Here is a 20,977-nt window from a genome sequence, read left to right on the forward strand (position 1 = left end):
CGCCCATCCGATGGACGGATGGGCGCTCCGGTGGGTTGCGCCAGAGGCGCGATCAGCGCTTGCTGTACTGCGGGGCCTTGCGGGCCTTCTTGAGGCCGTACTTCTTCCGCTCCGTGGCGCGCGCGTCACGGGTCAGGAAGCCGGCCTTCTTGAGGGCGGGACGGTCGTCCGCGTCGACCTCGATGAGGGCGCGGGCGATCGCCAGGCGCAGCGCGCCGGCCTGGCCGGAGACGCCGCCACCGTGCAGGTTGGCGAAGATGTCGAACGAGTCCGGCTTCTCGACCAGGACCAGCGGGTCCTTGATGAGCTGCTGGTGCACCTTGTTCGGGAAGTACTCCTCGAGGGTGCGGCCGTTGAGCTTGAACTCGCCGGTGCCCGGGACGACACGCACGCGGACGACGGCCTCCTTGCGGCGGCCGACGGTCTGCGCGTTGCCGCCGGCGGCACGCGACGGGCGCGGCGCGGCGGCCGACTCGCTCGTGGCGACCGGAGCGTCACCGGCAGCCGGGGCTTCGGCGGCGGCCGGAGCTTCGGCGGCGACCGGGGCTTCGGCAGCGGCCGGGGCCTCGGTGGTCTCGGCCGGGGTCTCGCTGGTCTCGACGGCGCCGGTCTCGGTCGCCTCGGTCGTGACCTCGGCGGTCTCGGGCTCGGTGCTGGTCACAGACTGTTCCTCACTCACTGCGCGACCTGCGCGATCTTGGTGATCTCGCGCACCTGCGGCTGCTGCGCGGTGTGCGGGTGCTGCGGGCCGGCGTAGACCTTCAGCTTCTTCGCCTGGGCGCGGCCGAGCTTGTTCTTCGGCAGCATGCCCTTGACGACCTTTTCGACAAGGTGTTCGGGCTTGGTGTCGAGCAGCTCGCCGAACGAGCGCTTCCGCAGACCGCCCGGGTAACCGCTGTGCCGGTACGCGAACTTCTGCTCGCGCTTGTTACCGGTGAGCGCGACCTTCTCGGCGTTGACGATGACGACGAAGTCGCCGGTGTCCATGTGAGGGGCGTAGGTCGGCTTGTGCTTGCCGCGCAGCAGCGTGGCGACCTCGGTCGCAAGCCGGCCGAGCACGACATCCTCGGCGTCGATCACGTGCCAGGCACGAGTGACGTCGCCGGGCTTGGGGCTGTACGTGGGCAAGGGTCTACCTCGTCGTCAACATTGCGTGTGGGTTCTGTGCGGGCCTAGCGCGCTGATGCGCCGCAACGCACAACGACATATGAAGATACCCGCACGCCCACCGCCGCTGTGCATCGGGGTGGGTTGGTGGGCACATCCTAGGCATCGAACGGCCCGGGCGCAGCCGGACTCTACCGGGTTTTCCCGCCGAAGTGCCTGCACGCGCCGCCCCGACACGCGAGGATGAGACGATCCGGGCGACACCGCGAGCGGGGGGACGGCGATGAACAGACGACCGACGGCGATCTTCGTCCTGGCTGCCGTCCTGGCCCTGGTCAGCGCCTGCGGCACGGCCAAGGCCGGTACCGCCCTGCCGAAGGGCGACGACGCGGCGGACTACGTCGGCGGCAAGTTCGAGCAGGTCATCGGCAAGCTCGGGGACGCCATCACCGACACGCGCGACGTCACCAACTCACTGGACGCCTACTTCAAGTTCGACGACAAGTGGATCCACAGCACCGTGACGTCGGCCCGCACCGGCAGCCCGGAGAGCCGGGCGGTGCGGCACCGGTCGCAGAAGAACCCCGACGAGATCATCGACACCTACACGCCGGCCGACGGCGCGGTCGAGTACACCTACCTCGGCCCGATGTACGTCCAGAAGGGCGTCTCGCCCACGGCGTGGGTGTCGATGCCGAAGCCCGAGGCCGGCCTGATCCTGCCGTGCGCCTGGGGCGGGGTGCTGACCCCGTGCCGGATGGCGGACTCGACCGTCGACGCCTACAAGGCCGACAAGCGCGCGGTCCGCGGGGCGAAGAGCCTCGGCGACGGCAAGACCGCGCTGACGGTCACCGTGCCGTTCGAGGTCTTCGTCAAGAACAAGGTCGAGATCCTGCCGGCCAGCATCACGAGCCAGGTCGGGCCGGAGCTGAAGAAGGCCATGGTGCCGACCACGATCACGCTCAACCCGGACGGCAGCCTGGTCTCGTTCGTGATGGACGCCAAGTTCGCCGGCGACGGCCACCAGGTGGAGCTCAAGTACGACTTCCGGTTCACCGGCAAGGCCAGCCTGCAGGACATGCCGAAGCTGCCGGACGCGGCGCAGATCACGGTGCTGCCCGACCGGGCCGCCATGGACGACTTCTACCGCCGGCTCGGCGAAGCGCAGGGCAGCTGAACCGTGGCCACGACCCGAGGTGACCTCCGATGACACCGCCGTCCCAGCCGCCCGACCCGCGGCAGCCGCAGTGGTGGCAGCCGCCGGCGAACCCGCCTCAGCAGCCGGGCGCCTGGCAACCCGAGCAGCAGGCGACCGGCCCGCACGCCGGGCAGTGGCAGCAGAACGCGGACCCGGGCGCGGTCTCGGGTTCCTACACCGGCCAGTGGAACCAGGCGCCGCAGCAGCCGGGCACGAGCGGGTCGTTCTCGGGGCCGTGGCAGCCGGGGCAGCCCGCCGGCGGTCCGTGGCAGCCGCCGTCCCAGCCGACGCCCCAGCAGCCGGGCACGCCCGGCGGCGGGTGGCCGGCACAGCCTTCCGGGCCGGCTTCCGGGCAGCAGCAGTACGGCGGCGGGTTCCAGCCGAGCCAGTACGGCGGCCTCGGCGCGTTCGCCGCCGAGCCCGGGAAGAAGCAGCCGAAGTCCAAGAAACCACTGCTGATCACCGGCGCCGTCGTGCTGGTGCTCGCCGTCGGCGGCGGGGCCGCGTGGCTGCTGGGCGCGTTCCGCGGCGACGTGCTCGAGCAACAGTCCCTTGAGGACGGTGTGGTCAAGGTCCTCAACGAGAACTACGGCGAGCCGGACGTGAAGAACGCGCAGTGCCCGGCGAACGAAGCCGCCGTGAACGGCACGACGTTCGACTGCACGGTGAAGATCGGCGGGCAGGACAAGAAGGTGACCGTGCGGGTGCTCAACGACCGGCCCGAGTACGAGGTCGGCGCGCCGCACTGAGTTTTCCCTTGCCGGAAAAGGAAAACGGCGGGCCCCGCACCGAAGTGCGGGCCCGCCGTGGTTCCCGGGGCTAGCGGCTCAGAACAGGCCTTCGACGGCGCTGTCGGTCTGCTGGTAGCCATCGGCGATCTGCGGCAGAGCGGCGGCGATCTGCGCCAGAACCTGCTTCAGGTCCTCGAACTTCTGGTCCCAGGTGCGCTGGGCCTGGTCGTACTGCTCCTTGGCGGAACCGGTCCAGGTGGTGATCAGCGGCTTGAGGTCGTCCTTCAGGCGGTCGAACGCCTGCTGCAGCTCGCCACCCGTCTGCGTGCAGTCGTCCGCAGCCGCGCGGATGGTGGCGTAATTAACGACAATGCCGGCGCCATCAGGCATGATGTGCTCCCTCGGTACTCAAGAATTTGGGTGGGTGTAAAGAAAGTTCAGGGGTGGTGCTCAGCCGAGCGCGTCGAAGCCGCGGTTGACGGCGCCGAGGATCTCCTGCTGCTGCTGCTCGGACTTCTCGTACTTGGAACCGGCCTCGCGCAGCAGGTCCGCGATCTTCTGCAGGGCCTGGTTCATCTGACGGGCGTCGTCGTCGAAGCGCATCATGACGTGGTCGAACGCCTTCTGCGCTTCACCCTGCCAGCCCGCGCGGGTGGCCTCGATGCGGTCGCGCAGCGTGGACAGGTTCGCGTCCATCCCGGCGCGGACCTCGGTGACCTTGCCCTCGGCGTCGGTGAACTGTGCAACTGTTCCCTGGAATCCGGACCCGGCGCTCATACCGGAACCCCCTTCGTAAGAGTGATGGTCGGCCGTAACAACTTCTTGCTCGCTTGTACGGCCCTACGACGCAGACCCTGCCATGTCCGGTTCCCCCTTGTCGTGCTTTGCCCGCAAGTAGTTGCTTGCGTGAACGCTCTCGCCGGGAACCGATCGCGGCCGGTAGCAACGAATCGCCCCGTCCCGGCGACGCGTCACTCGAAAAAGTGTTCTCCACCAGCGTGGTTAGCACACGCACAGCGATCACCGACGGGCACTCATGCGTCGCGATTCATGATTCGCATCTGGGAAAAGTCTTCGTCCTCATCACCCGATCGAGGGGCGCGAGCGCTGGATTGCGAACGCGAAGGAACCGAATCGGCCGGATCCGGAACCGTCGGGACCGACAGCCCGCGCGCGCGGCGGAACCGTTCCGCGGCGGCGCGCAGCGTGCCGGGAGTCGGATCGCCGGACTTCGCGCCCCGGCCACTTCGCTTGAGCAATTCGACGTTTTCGCTGTGGTGACGCCGGCTGCGCGCCTTCGCGTTTCCGGTGACGCGCCGCGCGTGCGTCACCGCGTCTTCACCGGTGCGCCGGAAGGCCGACGCGGCGCTTTCGAACTCTTCGGACGGCACCGCGTGCCTTCTCTCTCAGTTGAGGATCTCGACCGTGCGCACGGCTTGCGTGCAGGCGGCGGCGACCCGGTCGCGCAGCTGTGCCGTGGCGTACTGGCAGCCGACGTGGACCCGGATCCGGCCCTTGGCCACGACGTACCAGTCGACCTGGAGGTCGGGCCGGTCCTTCTTGATCTCGTGGTAGCCGATCACGGTCTTGCCCGCGTACGACAGCGCCGGGTTGAACGAACCGTAGTGGTCGGGGTCCTTCTCCGCACCGGTCCTGAGCTCGTCCACCAGCTTCTGCGGGTCCGCCGTCGCGTCGTACTCCATCACGAACTCCTGCGCGACCAGGAGGTCGTTGCCGTCCCGGGACTCCTGCGGGTGGATCACGACCTGCCGCTGGGCGACCCGGTCGTCGGTCTGCACCCAGTCCTCGGGCGAGACGAACTTGAAGTCGTACTGCGCGAGCGTCCGGCCGGTCTCGGCCTGGCCGCCGGAGTCGCTGAACACGAAGATCCCCGTGACGACGAGCGCGGCCACGACGACGACAGCGCCGGCGACGATCCCCCACAGCTTTCCGCGGCCGGCCTTCTTCTCCGGCGGCGCGGTGGGCCCGCCGGGACGGTTGCCGGGCGGCCCGGCCTGACCGGCGGGCGGGGTCCACGGCGGCCGGGCCACCGGCTGACCGTGCGGTGGGGACGGCGGCGGGGCGGCGCGGTTCGGGAAGCCGTTGGCGGCGGGCGGCACCGGCGCGCGCGGCGGCGCCGGACGCTGGCCCGCGTCGCCGGGGCGCGGGGCGACGTCGCCGGGGCGGACGACCTCCGTGCGCTGGGCGGCCGGGTTGAGGGCACCGCCCGGCACCGCGCCCAGCCGGGCCATCGCCTCGCCGGGCAGCGCGCCCGTGCGGTCCGGGTCGACCAGCACCGCCCGCAGTGCGCCGCGCGCGACCACCGTCTCGGGCTGGTCGAGGCTCGTCGGGACGACACCGGTGCGTTCGTGCACCAGCCGCGAAATCATCGGGATCCGGCTCGACCCGCCGACCAGGAAGATCGCCGTGAGCTGCTTCGGCCGCAGGCCGGCGTCGCCGATCGCCGCGACCGTCAGCTCCACCGCGCGCCCCAGCGGCGCGGTGATCAGCCGTTCCAGGTCCTCGCGTGTCACGTGCGCGTCCGCGAACGGCGGTGGCATCGGCACGTCGGTGTAGGCGTGCCGCGAAAGCGTTTCCTTGGCCCCTCGAACGTCCTGGCGCAGCACGCGGCGGCGGCGCCGGTCGACCAGCTCACGCCCTTCGACGAGCTGGCGCCACGCGTCCTGCTCCGCCCCGGCCACGAGCGCGCCGACGTGCTCCAGCAGCGCCTGGTCGATGTCCGCGCCGCCGAAGGCCGGGTCGCCCCGGGTGGCCAGCACCTGGAAGCCGCCGCGCTGCGGACGGCCGGCGCGGTCGCGCGCGGTGTCCGGCGGCAGTCGCCGCACCACGCTGACGTCGACCGTGCCGCCGCCGAGGTCCAGCACCGCCAGCGCGTCGCCGGGACGGCCGCTGAACTCGACGGTGCGGTCGTTCGTCACGTCCTGCGGCGCGAACGTCGCCGCGTGGTAGACCGCCGCCGCGACCGGCTCGGGCACCAGCGCGACCTCGCGCGCCAGCCCGCCGGCCGCCTGCCGCAGCAGCCGGGTGCGGATGGCACCCCAGTCCGCGGGGTGGGTCAGCACCAGCAGGTCGACCTCGGCCTCGCCGGCGAGGCGCCGCGCCTCGGCGACCGCGCGGCCCAGCACGGCGTGCACGACGTCGGTGACGCGCAGGACGCTGTCACCGAGCAGCAGCTCGCCTTCGTCGATCCGGCGCTTCGGGTTCGGCTCGTAGCGCGACGGGTCGACGGCCGCCTGCCGCTCGGCCTCCTGGCCGACGAACAGCGTGCCGTCCGCCGCCGCGAACACCGCCGAGGACATCAGCGGCTGGCCGTCGATCACCACGACCTGCGGATCGCGCCCGTTCACCGAGGCGACGACGCAGGTGCTCGACGTCCCGAAGTCCACCGCAACCCGGACCGTCACCAGCAGCTCCCGCAATTTCCGTCGCAATCCCCCACGCCCGGCCGACGGGGCGCGCCCTCGGGAAGGAACCTACCCTTCGGCGAGGGACGCCCTGTCGCCGTATCTAGTCGGGCTGGATCCACGACACCTGGATGAGCTGCTTACCCGACTTGCGCGTCATCAGGTTGCCTCGGCCCGGCGGCATCGCACTGGCCTTGATGTTGCCGACCAGCGCACCCTCGTCCCGCGAGCCGTTCATGACCATGCCCGGTGCCGCGATCTCCTTGAGCTTGCCGATGATCGGGTCGTACATCGCCTTCGACGCACCACCGGTGCGGCGCACGACCACCAGGTGCAGGCCGACGTCCTTGGCCTGCGGCAGGAAGTCGGAGATCTTCCGCAGCGGGTTGTTCGACGACGTGGCCACCAGGTCGTAGTCGTCGACCAGGATGAACAGCTCCGGGCCCTTCCACCACGACCGCGTCTTCAGCTGTTCCTGCGTCACATCCGGACCCGGCAGCCGACGCGTCATCGAGTTGAAGACGTCGTTGACCATGCTCTCCAGCTGCGCCGCCGACACCGCATACCCGAGCAGCGAGTCGCCCTGGACGAACCCGAGCATCGTGCGCCGGTAGTCGACCAGCAGGATCAGCGCTTCCTTGGAGGTGAACCGCTCGGAGATGCCGCGGGCGATCTGCCGCAGCAGGTTCGTCTTCCCCGACTCGCCGTCGGCGAAGGCGTAGAAGTGCGGCTCGGCGTTGAAGTCCAGGTAGATCGGCTGCAGGTCCTCCTCGTTGACCCCGATCGGGATCAGCTTGGAGTCGCGGGCCTGGTCGAGCTTGAGGACGTCGTCGTAGGTGATCATCTCCGGCAGCAGCCGGACCTGCGGCGCCACCCGCCCGCGCCACGCACCCTTGACCTTCGCCACCGCGTCGGCGACGCCGGCCGCGATCGTCTCCGGGTCGCTGGAGCCGTCGATGCGGGGCAGCCCGCCCAGCAGGTGCAGCTTCTCCCGGGTCAGGCCGCGGCCCGGGCGGCCGGTCGGGATGTTCACCGCGACGCGGCGGTCGATGTCCGACTCGGTCGGGTCACCCAGCCGCAGCTCGAACCGGGTGCCGATCATGTCCTTGATCGCCGGGCGGATGTCCGCCCACCGGTTCGCCGCCACGATCACGTGCACGCCGTAGGACAGACCCTGCGTCGCGATCCGGGTGATCGTGGTTTCCAGCTCTTCGAAGTCGTCGCGCAGGGCGCGCCAGCCGTCGACGATCAGGAACGCGTCGCCGAACGGGTCCTGGTCCGCGCGGATCTCACCCCGGCGCTTGCGGTTGCGGAACTCGGTCATCGAGTCGATGCCCAGCGCCCCGAACCGGCCTTCCCGCTCGACGAGCAGGGTGGTCAGCTCGGCCACGATCCGGCGGGCCTTGTCCGGCTCCCGCCGCGCGACGGCGACGCCACCGACGTGGGGGAGGTCGGCGAGGCCTGCCAGGGTGCCACCACCGAGGTCCAGGCAGTAGAACTGCGCCTCTTCGGGGGTGTGGGTCAACGCCATCGACATGATCAGCGTCCGCAGCATCGTCGACTTGCCCGACTGCGGCCCACCCACGATCACACCGTGCCCGGCAGCACCGGAGAAGTCCGCCCACAGCGGGTCGCGGCGCTGCTCGTACGGCCGGTCGACGATCCCCAGCGGGACCTGCAGCCGGCCGTTGCCGAAGAACCCGACCGGCGACAGACCGCGGTCGTCGGTGGGGTTGAGGTTCGGCAGGAGCGTGTCGAGGGAGTTGGGGTCCTTCAGCGGCGGCAGCCACACCTCGTGCGCGGGCGGGCCCTGCCCGATCAGCCGCGACACGATCACGTCCAGCTCGCTGGGTTCGACCGCCTCCTCCGACTGCGGCGCCGCTTCCTTCGGGGCCGCTTCGATCAGCTCCGGTTCCGGTTCCTTCGGCAGTTCCACGAAGTCCGGCACGAACAGCTGCGGGCGTTTGTCCGCCCGCACCACCGTCGCCGCGGGGCCGGCGGCCTGGATCCCCGCCGGGCGATACGGGCCCGACACGTAGGAGGCCTTGAAGCGGACCAGGGTTGAGGTGTCGAACTTGAGGTAGCCGCCACCGGGGACCGAGGGCAGCTCGAACGCGTCCGGCACGCCGATCGCCGCGCGGGACTCCGCCGCGGAGAACGTCTTCAGGCCGATCCGGTAGGACAGGTGCGAGTCGAGGCCGCGCAGCTTGCCTTCTTCGAGGCGCTGGGAGGCGAGCAGCATGTGCATCTGCAGCGACCGGCCCAGCCGGCCGATCGCGACGAACAGGTCGATGAAGTCCGGCTTCGCCGCGAGGAGTTCGGAGAACTCGTCACAGACGATGAACAGCGCGGGCAGGGGGTCGAGGTCGGCGCCGTTCTCGCGGGCTTTCTCGTATTCCCAGACGTTCTTGAAGTTACCGCCGTTCTTCAACGCTTCCTGACGGCGGTTCATCTCCCCCGCCAGCGCGTCCTTCATGCGGTCGACCAGGGTGACTTCGTCCGCGAGGTTGGTGATGACCGCGGAGACGTGCGGTGCCTTGTCCAGACCGAGGAACGTGGCGCCACCCTTGAAGTCGACGAGGACGAAGTTCAGCGTCGACGACGAGTGCGTGGCCAGCATTCCCAGCACCAGCGTGCGGAGGAACTCCGACTTGCCGGAACCGGTCGCGCCGATGCACAGACCGTGCGGGCCCATGCCTTCCGCGGCGGCTTCCTTGATGTCCAGCTCCACCGGCTGGCCGTATTCACCGACACCGAACGGGACGCGGTAGCGGTCACGGATCGGGCGGGGCCGCCACGCCTGCTGCACGTCGAACGTCATCGGGTCACCCGGGATACCGAGCAGCTCCAGCAACGACGGGTTCGACAGCAGCGGCTCTTCGTCGCCGACGTCCTGCCCCGCCGCGCCACCGACGCGGTAGGGCGAGATCAGGCGGGCCAGTGACTCGGTCTCGACCAGGCTGAGGGTGTCCGGGCGGCCGAACCACTCGACGCCGCCGGCGCTGCGCGCACCCAGCCTGTCGGCCTCGACGACCAGCCGCAGCCCGCGGCGGGCGGCGAGGTTGCCGATGGAGTCCGACAGGTCGACCAGCGTGACGCCGACCAGGCCCTCTTCGAGGATGATCTGCTCTTCGCGGGTGACCTCGGCGTCGTCGATGATGATCACGACGTGCGGCTGGTCGGGCGCCGGGGTGGCGTTGCGGGAGAACCGCTGGCGGTCACGCAGCTCTTCGTCGAGCCAGTTTTCGATCTGGGCCAGCGACCCGGCCATCATCCGGAGCTGGCCGATGCCGTCGGCGAGCGTGGGGTGCTGGGCGTGCGGGAGCCACTTCGCCCACTCCCACTCCTCCTTCGCGCGACCCGCGGTGGCGACCGCGATCAGCACGTCGTCGGGGCTGTGGAAGGCGACCATCTGCGCGAGCATCGCGCGGGTCAGGCCGCGGGTCAGCGCCCGGTCGCCCTGCATGCTCACCGCGGCGAACCCGCGCAGGGTGATCTGGGTCGGCAGGTCCGGCACGATCGAGTGCGCGCGCACGAACCGGCGCAGCGCGAGGGTGGCGATCGGCTCCAGCTCGTCGACCGGCCCGGTCTGCGGCGGGACCAGCCGCGTCGCGAGGCGGTGCGAGCTGCGCCCGACGCGCAGGTGCAGGAAGTCCTGGTCGTTCTGGCGGCGTTCCCACATCCGGCGGCTGGCCGCGAGGGACCACAGCGACTGCGGGTCGGGGTGCACCCACTCGAGCGCGGCGCGCTGGTCGACCATCGCCTCACGGGCCCGGTCGCGCATCTGCCCGAGGTAACGGAGGTAGTCCTTGCGGTCCTCGTCCATCTCGGCGCGCTTGGCGCCACCGCCCTTGCCACCGCCGCCGGCCATCATCCCGAGCGTGCCGACGACCATCATGCCGCCCATGGCCATCATCATCGGGTTCCGGTTGCTGGCCTGGAACATGAAGACCATCATCCCGAGCGACGCGACGATCATGACGATCGGAAGCGCCTTCATGACGATGTTGCCGGGGATGACGCGGGGCACCTCGGGCGGCGGCTCGAGGTGCACCTCACCACCCGGCGGGCGCGGTGCCGCCAGCCGTGGCGACTTCTTGAACTGCAGCGTGCTCATCGAAGGACCCCTCATTCAAACTCGACGATGGCGGCCACCGCTTGGTGCGCGAACAACCTATCGAACGCCGTGGGGGAATTCCGCCGGATGCCGGATCCCCTCGTGAACATTGCCCCACCCTCGCCCGGCGAGTGTAGGGCCTGCCACCGACAGTAACGCCCGAGTTCCGGACCCGACCTGCGGATGACGGTGATTTTCGGACGTTCGATGATGTCGGCACCGGGGTTCGGTATAAGTTCCCCCGGGAGCAGTCTCGACCGAGCGGGGGCAGTGCAGTGGCTACGGGCACGACAGTTTTCAGCAGGGTGACGGTCGTCGCGCCCTCGACGCGGATCGATGTGGCCCTGCCCGCCGATGTCGCGGTGGCCGATCTCCTGCCGATGCTCCTGGACATGGCCAAGGAGTCGTCGCCGGACGGCGGGGCCCGGCACGGTGGCTGGGCGCTCGCCAAGCTCGGGGACGCCCCGCTCGACCCGAGCCGCACCCTGGCCTCGCTCGGCGTCGTCGACGGCGAGCTGCTCCAGCTGCGCAAGCGCAACGAGAACCCGCCGCCGCCGCTGTACGACGACGTCGTCGACGCCATCGCGGAGTCCTCCCCCGACAGCTTCCGCCCCTGGACCAAGGAGACGGCGAACCGCTTCGGGCACGTCGCGGGCGGGCTGGCGCTGGTCGCCGCCGCGATCGCGCTGTTCATGAGCGGCTCGCTCTACGGCGGCAACGCGCTCGGCGCCGCCATCGCCGGCGGCATCGGCGCGATCGCGTGCGTCGCGATCGGCGCGACGCTCGCCAAGGCCTACGGCGCGGAAGCGACCGGGGTGCTGATCGCCGCGGCCGGCGGCCTGCCGCTGGCGTTCGTCAGCGGCTTCTACATCGTGCCCGGCCTGTCGATGCGGGCGAACCTGCTGCTCGGCGCGGTCCTCGTGATCATCGTCGCGTCGGTCTGCATCATGGTGATCGGCGCGGGCATCACGACGTTCATCGCCGCCGCCACCGCGGGCACCTTCGGCGGCCTGGCCTTCCTGTTCGGCACGCTCGTCGCGCACCCGGCGGCCGGGATCGCGGCCGGGACGGTCGCGGTCGCCCTCGCCTGCATCTCGATCCTGCCGCGCGCCACGATCTGGCTCGCGAAGCTGCCGCTGCCGCACGTCCCGGGCAGCGCGGAGGAGCTCAAGGAAGACTCCGGTTTCCCGGACTACCGGGCGATCGAGCGCCGCACGGCGATCGCGCACAACTACATGACCGGCCTGATGGTCGGCTGCGGCGTCACGGTCGCGCTGGCCGCGATCATCGCCGCGAGCGCGCCCGGCGCGTTCGGGATCATCCTGGGCGTCGTCGCGACGCTCGTGCTGCTCCTGCGCGCCCGCGCGTACGCCAACGGCAGCCAGGCGATCGCCCTGCTCACCACGGGCCTCGTCTCGGCGACCGGGATCGCGATCGGCTGGCTGGTCTCGGCGAGCGCGCAGAACCGCCTGCTCTACGTCTTCGGCATCCTGATCCTGCTGGCCGCGGGCGCGCTCGTGGTCGGCGTGATCTTCCCCAACCAGCGCTTCTCGCCGCCGCTGCGGCGCACGGTGGAGATCATCGAGGCGCTCTGCATCGCCTCCGTGCTCCCCCTCGCCCTGGGTGTGATGGACCTGTACACCACCCTGCGGCACCTGAACTTCAAGTGACCGGATCGGGTGAGTCTCGGATGGCAGTAGGACGGCGTTTCGGCGCCACCCGGCGGACCACGACGGCGTTGCTGACCGGCACGATCGGCTTTCTCTCCTCGGTGGCCGTCGCGGTGCCGGTCTGGGCGCAGCAGGCGCCCGCCGACGGCTACTTCGCGACGCCGCCCCCGGTGGACATGACCAAGCTGCTCCCGGACACGGGCCAGCCGGACAAGAAGTACAAGCAGTCGAAGGGCTGCGTCCAGCGCAGCACGCTGGGCCAGAACATCGTGCTGAAGAACCGGCCGTGGGGTCAGGACTACCTGCAGATCACGAAGGCCCAGGAGATCGTCAAGGCCGCCACGAACGGCGGCGTCGGCCGGGGCGTCAAGGTCGCGGTGGTCGACACGGGCGTGACGAGGCACCCCTGGCTGCCGAACCTCGAGTCCGGTGGTGACTACGTCGCGACACCGACGAGCGGCCAGCCGAAGGGACTCGAGGACTGCGACGGCCACGGCACCGAGGTCGCCGGGATCATCGCGGCGAAGCCGGACAACCCGGAGGTCGGGTTCATCGGCGTGGCCCCGGACGCGACGATCGTGTCCTACCGCCAGCTGAGCGAGAACTACGAGCCCGACACCTCGACGCCGACGCCGCCGGCGAGCAACACCACCGGCGGCACGCCGTCGTCGAGCACCAACCCGCCCACCGGGTCGGAGACCTCGCTCCCGCCGAGCGGCGGTGGCGGCTCGGGCACCGGTGACGGCGATCAGACGTCTCCCGGGCAGTCGAACGGCGGCCGCCAGCTGGAGAAGGCCGGCACCGCGGGCACGTTGAAGACGCTGGCCGAGATCATCCGCGGCATCGCCGACCGCAAGTCGGCCGACATCATCAACATGTCGGTCGACAACTGCCGCACCGCCACCGGCAACATCACCGAAGGCGAGCAGCAGGTCCAGGCCGCGGTGCACCACGCGGCGCTGGCGGGCATCGTGATCGTCGCCGCCGCCGGCAACGCGACGGACACCTGCCCGCAGAACGACCAGCCGGACGCGAAGAAGCCCAAGACGATCGTGACGCCGCCGTGGTTCGCCGACGACGTGCTGTCGGTCGGGGCGATCGACGAGTTCGGCAGCGTGGCCTCGTTCAGCGTGCACGGCCCGTGGGTCGGGGTCGCGGCGCCGGGGACGCAGATCATCTCGCTCGACCCCGCCGAAGGCTCCACCGGCCTGGCGAACCTGACGTTCGAGAGCGGTGACAAGGCCAGCCCGATCCAGGGAACGAGCTTCGCCTCGCCGTACGTGGCGGGAGTCGCGGCCCTGGTCAAGGCCAAGTACCCGAACCTCGACGCCAAGGGCATCATCAACCGGATCAAGGAGACCGCGCAGCACCCGGCGGCTCCGGGCGGGCGCGACAACTTCGTCGGCTACGGCGTCATCGACCCGGTGGCGGCGCTGACGCAGAGCCTGCCGTCGGAAGTGGGGAACCTGGCCCCGATCCCGCCGCCGCAGCTGGCCCAGCTCCCGCCGGCGAACGACCACAGCTCGACCCCGATGATCGTGGCGCTGGCCGGCACCGGCGGCGGCATCGTGGCGCTGCTGATCACGCTGTTCGTGATGCGCACCATCCGCCGCAACCGGCCCGAAGAAGCCCCGGCCCGCCGCTGACGGTGGCCGCCCGGCCCGCGGAGTCCGCGGGCCGGGACCGGGTCACTTCGCCGGCGGCTTCTTCTTCGGCGCCGGGTTTTCGTCCTCGCCGATGACCGGCGGGGCCACCAAACCGGGCTCCCCCAGCAGTTCCGACGACTTCACGATCGGCCGGTTCTTCGACTGGCGCTGTCCGCCGCCGCCTCCGCCGAACGCTCCGAAGCCCATCATCGGCATCATCGGCATGCCCGACGTGCTCTGGTTCGCCGAGCTGTCCGGCGCCGGCTGCGGCTGAGGTGCCGCGTCGGCGGGCTGCGCGGCCTCCGGCGGGCCCGCCGCGGTGTGCTTCGGCGCCGCCGGGTCCCCGCTCGCCGACGACGGCGTGGTGGCGTCCCCGGAGTCCGAAGCCGAGTCCGCGTCCGACACTGCAGCCGCTGAAGCCGCTGTAGCCGGTTCCTCGGCGGCGGAAGTGCCGATCACGGAGTCGTCGTGCAGCCGGAACCGTTCCTCCGGGTACCGGTGCGCGATCTCGATGCTCCGGGCGGCCGCGTCGGGGTCGTCGACGCCGTCGCAAAGCCGGTCGAACGCCTCGAGGACGTCCCGCGCGGTCTCGTACAGCCCCTTCGCCGACTCCTGCGTCTCCTGCAGCTGGGTGCGCGCCCGCTTGGTGCCCCCGCTCGGCAGGGTCATCGTCTCGGAGATCAGGTCCGCGGCGTCGACCAGCACCTCGACGAGGTCGACGACGACGTGGCGGAGGGTCGTCACCAGTTCGTCGAGCGCGCCGGCGAGGACGGTGAGCGCCTCCTGGAGGTCGCCGCCCGCCGCCCCGATCTCACGCATGTACGCGACGAACGCGTCGGCGTCCCGGCCTTCCCAGCCGGCGTCGAGGCGGCCGAGCCCGTCATCGAGCCGCGCGGACACCTCGGCCGCGGCGGCGGCGGCCTGGCGCAGCCGCCCGGCTTCGGCGCCGAGGTCGCCCCAGCGGCCGATCAGCGGGCGGAAGTACGTCTCGACGGGATCGACCAGCCCGAGCTGGTGCGAGACGTCGGTGAGGTACGCCAGGTACGGCTCGGCCGTGGCGGCGATCTCGTCGCCTTCCGCGTCCGGCGCGAAGGCCACTGCGGGCGCCGTGGGCACCGGCGCGGCGGCCCGCTTGGAAAGGGGGTGCGGAATGGAGTCCGTGGAGCCTTCCGGTTCGGCGAACATCATTCGACCCTGCCGGCCCGCTTGATCAGCTCCGCGGCCTCGGCGTCCTGCCCGCTGTGGCGGACCGTGACCTGCCGCAGCGCTTCCGCGGCCGACTTCAGCGCCTCGGCGCCGTCGGACAGCTGACGCCGGAGCGCGCCGGCCGCGCGGCCGTAGGACTCACCGAGCCCGATCCGCGCCCCCAGCGGGCCGTAGGACTCACCGGAAACGCCTTCGCCCCCCACGTCGGCCGCCGCCGCGTGCAGGTCGTCAGCGGCCTCCTCAGCGGTCCGGGCGTAGTCGGCGACGACCACGCCGTCCATCCTCAAGCCGGCCATGGCACCTCTCCGCTCACCAGAAGATCCATCGGGCGTGTGACGTCCGACGCCGCCCGGTGGTTCCGCCTCAGCCGCCCGCTTGCGGAGTCTGGCTCGGGAACGAGCCGGCGTTCGGGTCGATCGGCACCGAGTCGAACTGCTTGAGCACGTCCTGGGTGTTCAGCGAAGCCCCGGTCGGCAGCAGGCCGATGACCGACTCGGGCGCGGGCTGCCGGTTGTTCAAGCCGATCGCGTCGGCGGTCGCGGCGTCCGGGACGCTGTAGCGGATGCCGCGGTCGGAGATCAGCTGGATCGCGCCCTTGCCGAAGCTGGCCTTGCCGGTCGCGGACTGCACCACCGCGCCGAAGCCGGGCTGGAGGTAGAAACCGTTGATCGGCACGCGGTTCGGGCCCGGCGTGGTCACCTTGGTCGTGGCGAACTTCGGGCCGCGGCTGTTCTGGCCCGGCAGCTGGGTTTCGATGTAGACCGACGTGTGGCCGTCGCGGTTGTCGCCGTCGCCGACCACGGACCAGCCGAGGCAGGCGACCGCCGAGTTCTTCGTCGCGTCGAGGACGGTCGGGACCGACCGCGGGAACTCGTCGACCGGGATGTAGTCCGGGTCGCCGGGCTTCAGGACGGTGAGGCCGGACAGCTTGTCGAGACCGAGCGTGCGGAGCTCGCTCGCGCTGCCGTGCTTCGCGACGCGCATGATGTCGGCGACCGCGTTCGACACCTGCTGGATGCCGCGGGTGGTGATCGCCCAGTACTGCGGCTCGGCACCGGTCGGCTGCGTGGCGAAGACGTCGCCCGCGCTCAGCCCGTCGAGGTTGCCGGGGGCCGCGCCGTCCGGAACCTGCGGCGGGATCAGCGGCGGGACCTCCGGGATCGCGTTCAGCAGCCCCTGCGTGATCTTCCGCGGCTTCTGGTTCAGCTGCAGCGCCGTCGAAACCGCGTTGCGCGTGTCACTGGCGTCGATCTCGGCGCGGACGGTGTTGGCGTTCGGGCGGTTCTGCGTGCTGGGCAGCCGGTAGACGAGGTAGGTCTTGCCGTTGTCGGCCTTCGCCAGCAGCGCCTCGTTCTCGCCCAGCTCGGTGCCGAGGGCACTCGGGGCGACGCCGCCGAAGACGTAGGTGTTGGTCTGGTTGACGCTGTCGGGCACCGGCAGCGTCGGGTCGAGCTGAACCTGGTCGCACACCGCCCAGTTCGGGGTGATCCGCTGGGAGTCCGTCGGGATCAGCTGCGGTCCGTCCGGGATCCCGGTCAGCTTTCCGCGCGGGATGTTCTTCAGCTGCTCGTCGGAAACGACAGTGGGATTCTTCACAGCGGCGGGGCTCGCCGGGGCCGGGGCGGCGGCCGGCGCGGCCCCGGGGTTGTTGCCCGTGTTCGAATTCTTCTGCTGAGCCAGCAGGAGAAGCCGCGCCGACGCGAGGTTGAACGTCGGGACGAGCGTCTTCGGGTTCCCCATCACCACGTAGACGGTGCCGGACTCCTCGCCGATCACGATGCCGCCGGCCTCGGGCACCGACGGCGCCGGGCTGAGCAGGGCCAAGACGACGAACACGATCGCGACGAGGGCACCGAGCACCACCCCGACGATCGTCGCCCTCGTGTGGGTGCGCATCGGGTCGTGCAGCATCACGGCGTCCCGCCGGACCAGCGCCGACTGCATCCGGCGCAGGACGAACTTGTACGCCTGAACCTGAGACTTAGTCGTGGGTGTTGATGGCATTCTCGACCTACAGCTCTCCCCGTCGCGGTACGGTTCCGCAGGATAGCCGTACGGGGACCGTCTGGTGTGGGGTTTCTACCAACTCCGGCTAGGGTCGGATTCCCCGGGACCCGGCTTCCGGGTACGCAGCAAGCACGAGGGGAAGAGAAAGCGCGGATGTCCGTCACCACTCCTCCACGTCCGCCTGGCCCACCCGGGCCCCCGCCTTCCGGCCGCCCGCCGGGCCCGCCGCCGCGGCCCGGGAGACCCGGTGGCCCCGGCGGTCCGGGAGGCGTGCCGGGCGGGCCCGGTGGCGTTCCCGGTGGACCCGGTGGTGGCCCCGGCGGTCCCTCCATGCCCCCGCGCGGTCCCGGCGGCCCCGGCCTTGGTGGTCCTGGTGGCCCCGGCGGACGTCCCGGTGGTCCTGGTGGCCCCGGCGGTCCTGGTGGGCCCGGTGGCGGTGGCCCCGGCGGTCCTGGTGGACCTGGTGGCCCCGGTGGCCCGGGCGGCGGTGGTCCTGGCGGCCCCGGCGGTCCGCAGGGACCCGACGACAGCGGCCCCTCCACTCCCCCGCCCAGCCCGGTGCGGATGGCGCCCCCCGCGCGGCGCCGGTCCTCGGGCGTGAGCCTCGGTCCGCTCCCCGTGGCGAACCTCGTCGTGCTCGAGGTCGGGCTCGCGGTCGGGCTCGTGCTGCTCGCGATCAACATGTCGATGAAGTACGTCGCGATCGGCGTCGTCGGCTTCGCCCTCATCGTCGCGCTGCTGCGCTGGCGCGGCCGCTGGTTCACCCAGTGGATCGGGCTGACGATGCGCTACTCCTTCCGTTCGCACGATCGTGTCGCGGATCCGTTGCCGCCGAGCACGGTCGAGGAGCTGGCCGCCGAAGAGACCACCGTGACCGGCCCGGACGACGCCCGTGTGAACCTGCTCCGCATCGCGGTGCCGGATCTCGTCGTGGCGCACGGCGTCGACCACGAACGCCAGCAGGTCGGGCTCGCCTGGAACGACGGCACCTGGACGGCGGTGCTGCTCGTCGAGCCGACGCCGGCGCTGATCACCCAGGCCGGTGGCGCGCCGAGCCTGCCGCTGTCCGCGCTCGCGCCGTGCCTCGAAGACCGCGGCGTGGTCCTCGACTCGATCCAGATGATCTGGCACTGCTACCCGGGCAGCGCGGCGCTGCCGGCGGATTCGCCCGCGCTGAGCTCCTACATGGAGGTGCTCGGGCCGCTGCCCGCGGCGGCGCGGCGGACGACGTGGGTCGCGATCCGGCTGGACCCGAAGCGCTGCCCGGCGGCGATCCGGGAGCGGGGCGGCGGCGTCGTCGGCGCCCACCGCGCGCTGATCGGCGCGCTTTCGCGGGTGCGCAACGCGCTGGAGTCGCAGGGCGTGCCGACCCGGCCGCTCGACCCGGACGAGCTGCTGCGCGCGAGCATTTCGGCCGCGGAGCTGACGTCGGTCGCCGGCTCGCCGAACAAGGTGACGCTGCAGGAGCGCTGGTCCGGCGTGACCGCGGCCGGCATCGGTCACGCGAGCTACGCGATCACCGGCTGGCCGAAGGGCAAGATCGCCGGCAGCTTGAACGCGCTGACGAGCGTCCGCGCGCTGTCGTCGACGCTCGCGATGTCGATTTCCCCGGCGTCCGACGAGGGCAAGATCGGCCTGCGCGGCGTGGTCCGGGTGAGCGCGCGCAACCCGCGTGAGCTCGACGCCGCCGACCAGCGGCTGCACGGGCTGGCCGAGCGGCTGGACGTCAACTTGACGCCGCTGCGCGGGCTCCAGGTCTCGGCGTTCGCCGCGACGCTGCCGATCGGAGGCACAGCATGAGTTCCCGCGTCCGCGACGCCGGGCAGAACACCGGTGTGGCGCCGGAGTTCACGGTCGACCCCGCGATGCTCGACGCGGTCAGCCCCTCGGGCGACCGCGGCGGCATCGTCCTCGGCTCGGGCCTGAAGGGCGAGCCGCTGACGATCTCGGCACTGCGCTCGACGCCGACCCGCATCGTCCTGGTGGGCGGCCTGTACCTGGCCCGCCAGGTGGCGATGCGCGCGATGGCGGTCGGCGCGTGGGTCGTGGTCGCGACCGGTCGCCCGACCGAGTGGCAGGTGCTGTCCCGAGCAGCCGGCAGCGGCGACGGCCGGCCATCCCCGCTGGTGCAGATCAGGCGGCTGTCGCCGGTCGAGCTGCCGCGGCCGTCGGAGGACGCACCGCTGCTGGTGGTGACCGACGGCGGCCCGACCCCGCAGGACCTGTTCCCGCCGCGGTCGCCCTGGCAGACGACGGTGTACGTGCTGCCGTACCTGCACCCCCAGGCGGGCGTGACGGCGAACGCGGCGGACCTGGTGCTGATGCAGCGCCTCCCGGCCGGCCAGGCCGAGCTGGCGGGCCGCATCTGGAACCTGCCGCCGCAGATGATGCGCCAGCTGACGATGCTGAAGGACGACCAGGTGGTGGCCCTGGGCCGCAACCTGTGGCGGCCGTTGAGGCTGGTGACGACGGGCAAGGAGCAGCAGCTCCTGGGCCCCGTCCGCCGCGGCGACTGAGGCTCTTCACGACGAAGGCGGGTGGTTCCCCTCGGGGAGCCACCTGCTTTTCTATGCGTCCGGCTGGGAGGCGCTGCAGATCCAGTTGCCGGAGACGTTCTTCAGCAGCCGCGGCGGCGTGTTCACGAAGTACGCGTTGACCTGGCGGTGGGTGCCGTCGTGCCAGAGCGTTTGCTCGTCCCAGGGGCCGTAGCAGTCGGTGTAGTGGTTGCCGTTGTCCCAGTCCACGTGGATCAGGGCGAAGGTGTTGGCGCAGTGCCGGTAGTGCGCGTCCATCCCCTGCGAGCTGTACCCGCAGGGGAACGGGACCGGCGCCGCGGTGGCCGTGGCGGGGAGCATCAGCGCGGCGCCGAAAGCGGCCGCGATTCCCGCGGTGATGCGACGAAGACTTGTCGACATGCCTCGAACATGCCACATCCCGGACGGCGTGCTCGCCGCCTTCACCCGATCTGTTGATCTTGTCCGGGTGACGTGCGGACGTTGCGCGTTTGCTCGGCGCGGGCCGCGAGTTCGGCGTCCGGCGGGTAGTCCACCGCCGTCAACGTGAGCCCGTGCGCAGGGGCCACCGCGCTGTCACGGACCCCGCTCGCCAGGACCTCCGATGGCCAGTCACGTCCTCGACGGCCGTCGCCGACCAACAGCAACGCTCCCACCAGGCTGCGGACCATCGAGTGGCAGAACGCGTCCGCCGAGACCGATACCTCCAGCAGGTGCTCGTCGACCCGGCGCCACTCCAGGCGCTGCAGCTCGCGGATCGTCGTGCCCGTGTCGCGCTGCTTGCAGTACGCCGCGAAGTCCTGCAGGCCCAGCAGGGACGCCGCCGCCGCGTTCATTGCGTCCGTCGAGAGTGGACGGTTCCAGGCCAGCGTGTCGTTGCGGCGCAACGGGTCCACGCCCCACGGCGCGTCGGACACCCGGTAGCGGTAGTGGCGGCGGATCGCCGAGAACCGGGCGTCGAAACCGTCCGGGGCGACCCGGGCGCCCAGCACCCGGACGTCGCCCGGGAGGAGGCGGTTCCAGCGGCCCGTCATGCGGGTCAGGTCGGGCACGCCGAGCGCGGAGACCGGGATCCGGCCCGAAGGCTCCGACAGCGGTACGACGTCGACGTGCACCACCTGGCCCGTCGCGTGCACTCCGGCGTCCGTGCGGCCCGCGACCACCACGGACTTGGGCACCGACGCCCCTGGGGGCTGCCGGTGCAGCGCCTCTTCCAGGACCCCCTGCACCGTGCGGCGCGACGGCTGGCGGGCCCAGCCCGAGAAGTCCGTGCCGTCGTAGGAGACGTCCAGGCGCAGACGAACGAGCCCGCCCTCCCCAGCGGGAGTGGCGGGCTCGTTCGGTACGGCTTCCGTCG

At 71.4% G+C, this 20,977-nt stretch carries 19 protein-coding genes; 7 read left to right on the plus strand and 12 right to left on the minus strand.

Annotation, left to right across the window (positions count from 1 at the left end; all coding sequences use genetic code 11):
- Window positions 1-52: 52 nt before the first annotated feature.
- Both rpsI and rplM read right to left on the minus strand, forming a co-directional pair.
- On the minus strand, window positions 53-661 hold the full coding sequence (gene rpsI, locus ACZ7PG_RS14090; protein WP_470239491.1) for a 30S ribosomal protein S9: 609 nt from the start codon (window positions 659-661) through the stop codon (window positions 53-55).
- A gap of 14 nt (window positions 662-675) precedes the next feature.
- Complete coding sequence (rplM, locus tag ACZ7PG_RS14095; RefSeq protein WP_470239492.1) at window positions 676-1,128, minus strand: 50S ribosomal protein L13; 453 nt, start codon at window positions 1,126-1,128, stop codon at window positions 676-678.
- A 262-nt stretch (window positions 1,129-1,390) separates the two neighbouring features.
- Here rplM and ACZ7PG_RS14100 point away from each other — a divergent pair, with 262 nt between their 5' ends.
- Together ACZ7PG_RS14100 and ACZ7PG_RS14105 are read left to right on the plus strand one after the other, a co-directional pair.
- Complete coding sequence (locus ACZ7PG_RS14100; protein ID WP_470239493.1) at window positions 1,391-2,284, plus strand: hypothetical protein; 894 nt, start codon at window positions 1,391-1,393, stop codon at window positions 2,282-2,284.
- Between the two features lie 29 nt (window positions 2,285-2,313).
- Entirely contained in the window at window positions 2,314-3,054 is a 741-nt protein-coding gene (locus ACZ7PG_RS14105) for a DUF4333 domain-containing protein (RefSeq protein ID WP_470239494.1), read from the plus strand.
- A 78-nt stretch (window positions 3,055-3,132) separates the two neighbouring features.
- Here the strand turns inward: ACZ7PG_RS14105 and ACZ7PG_RS14110 are convergent, their stop codons facing one another.
- The 5 genes from ACZ7PG_RS14110 to eccCa form a co-directional block, all read right to left on the minus strand.
- On the minus strand, window positions 3,133-3,426 hold the full coding sequence (locus ACZ7PG_RS14110; protein WP_470239495.1) for a WXG100 family type VII secretion target: 294 nt from the start codon (window positions 3,424-3,426) through the stop codon (window positions 3,133-3,135).
- A 60-nt stretch (window positions 3,427-3,486) separates the two neighbouring features.
- A complete protein-coding gene (locus ACZ7PG_RS14115; RefSeq protein WP_470239496.1) occupies window positions 3,487-3,813 on the minus strand; it encodes a WXG100 family type VII secretion target in 327 nt (108 codons plus the stop codon).
- A gap of 257 nt (window positions 3,814-4,070) precedes the next feature.
- A complete protein-coding gene (locus ACZ7PG_RS14120) occupies window positions 4,071-4,427 on the minus strand; it encodes a hypothetical protein (protein ID WP_470239497.1) in 357 nt (118 codons plus the stop codon).
- Between the two features lie 15 nt (window positions 4,428-4,442).
- Window positions 4,443-6,461 carry a type VII secretion-associated protein gene (locus ACZ7PG_RS14125; protein ID WP_470239498.1) on the minus strand — a complete coding sequence of 673 codons (2,019 nt, stop codon included), beginning with the start codon at window positions 6,459-6,461 and terminating at the stop codon, window positions 4,443-4,445.
- Between the two features lie 103 nt (window positions 6,462-6,564).
- The gene (gene eccCa, locus ACZ7PG_RS14130) at window positions 6,565-10,578 is read right to left on the minus strand and encodes a type VII secretion protein EccCa (RefSeq protein ID WP_470239499.1); all 4,014 of its coding nucleotides are present in this window, start codon (window positions 10,576-10,578) and stop codon (window positions 6,565-6,567) included.
- A 305-nt stretch (window positions 10,579-10,883) separates the two neighbouring features.
- Between eccCa and eccD the strand changes: the two genes are divergently transcribed.
- Window positions 10,884-12,248 carry a type VII secretion integral membrane protein EccD gene (gene eccD, locus ACZ7PG_RS14135; RefSeq protein ID WP_470239500.1) on the plus strand — a complete coding sequence of 455 codons (1,365 nt, stop codon included), beginning with the start codon at window positions 10,884-10,886 and terminating at the stop codon, window positions 12,246-12,248.
- Window positions 12,249-12,268: 20 nt separating this feature from the next.
- Window positions 12,269-13,894 carry a S8 family serine peptidase gene (locus ACZ7PG_RS14140; protein ID WP_470239501.1) on the plus strand — a complete coding sequence of 542 codons (1,626 nt, stop codon included), beginning with the start codon at window positions 12,269-12,271 and terminating at the stop codon, window positions 13,892-13,894.
- 42 nt (window positions 13,895-13,936) lie between these two features.
- On the opposite strand, the gene ACZ7PG_RS14145 is transcribed toward ACZ7PG_RS14140, so the two are convergent.
- The 3 genes from ACZ7PG_RS14145 to eccB all read right to left on the minus strand — a co-directional run bounded on the left by ACZ7PG_RS14145 (window position 13,937) and on the right by eccB (window position 17,104).
- Window positions 13,937-15,079, minus strand: a complete 1,143-nt coding sequence (locus ACZ7PG_RS14145; RefSeq protein WP_470239502.1) for a WXG100 family type VII secretion target — start codon at window positions 15,077-15,079, stop codon at window positions 13,937-13,939.
- Window positions 15,079-15,396, minus strand: coding sequence for a hypothetical protein (locus tag ACZ7PG_RS14150; RefSeq protein ID WP_470239503.1), 318 nt, complete (start codon window positions 15,394-15,396; stop codon window positions 15,079-15,081). The genes ACZ7PG_RS14145 and ACZ7PG_RS14150 overlap by 1 nt, the downstream gene beginning before the upstream one ends.
- Window positions 15,397-15,463: 67 nt before the next feature.
- Window positions 15,464-17,104 (minus strand): type VII secretion protein EccB, encoded by a 1,641-nt coding sequence (gene eccB / locus ACZ7PG_RS14155; RefSeq protein ID WP_470239504.1) that lies wholly within the window; start codon window positions 17,102-17,104, stop codon window positions 15,464-15,466.
- 250 nt (window positions 17,105-17,354) lie between these two features.
- On the opposite strand from eccB, the gene ACZ7PG_RS14160 reads away from it, so the two are divergent.
- From ACZ7PG_RS14160 to ACZ7PG_RS14170, 3 genes are read left to right on the plus strand one after another with little or no spacing between them, the layout of a single operon-like run.
- Window positions 17,355-17,708 (plus strand): hypothetical protein, encoded by a 354-nt coding sequence (locus ACZ7PG_RS14160; protein ID WP_470239505.1) that lies wholly within the window; start codon window positions 17,355-17,357, stop codon window positions 17,706-17,708.
- Complete coding sequence (gene eccE / locus ACZ7PG_RS14165) at window positions 17,672-18,907, plus strand: type VII secretion protein EccE (protein WP_470239506.1); 1,236 nt, start codon at window positions 17,672-17,674, stop codon at window positions 18,905-18,907. Before ACZ7PG_RS14160 ends, eccE begins: the two co-directional genes overlap by 37 nt.
- Complete coding sequence (locus tag ACZ7PG_RS14170) at window positions 18,904-19,623, plus strand: hypothetical protein (protein WP_364623790.1); 720 nt, start codon at window positions 18,904-18,906, stop codon at window positions 19,621-19,623. The genes eccE and ACZ7PG_RS14170 overlap by 4 nt, the downstream gene beginning before the upstream one ends.
- Window positions 19,624-19,674: 51 nt before the next feature.
- Here the strand turns inward: ACZ7PG_RS14170 and ACZ7PG_RS14175 are convergent, their stop codons facing one another.
- Window positions 19,675-20,022 carry a DUF6355 family natural product biosynthesis protein gene (locus tag ACZ7PG_RS14175; protein ID WP_470239507.1) on the minus strand — a complete coding sequence of 116 codons (348 nt, stop codon included), beginning with the start codon at window positions 20,020-20,022 and terminating at the stop codon, window positions 19,675-19,677.
- A gap of 41 nt (window positions 20,023-20,063) precedes the next feature.
- Entirely contained in the window at window positions 20,064-20,912 is an 849-nt protein-coding gene (gene truA, locus ACZ7PG_RS14180) for a tRNA pseudouridine(38-40) synthase TruA (RefSeq protein ID WP_470240758.1), read from the minus strand.
- Window positions 20,913-20,977 lie beyond the last annotated feature (65 nt).

The sequence above is a fragment of the Amycolatopsis sp. NPDC114504 genome, assembly GCF_055633595.1.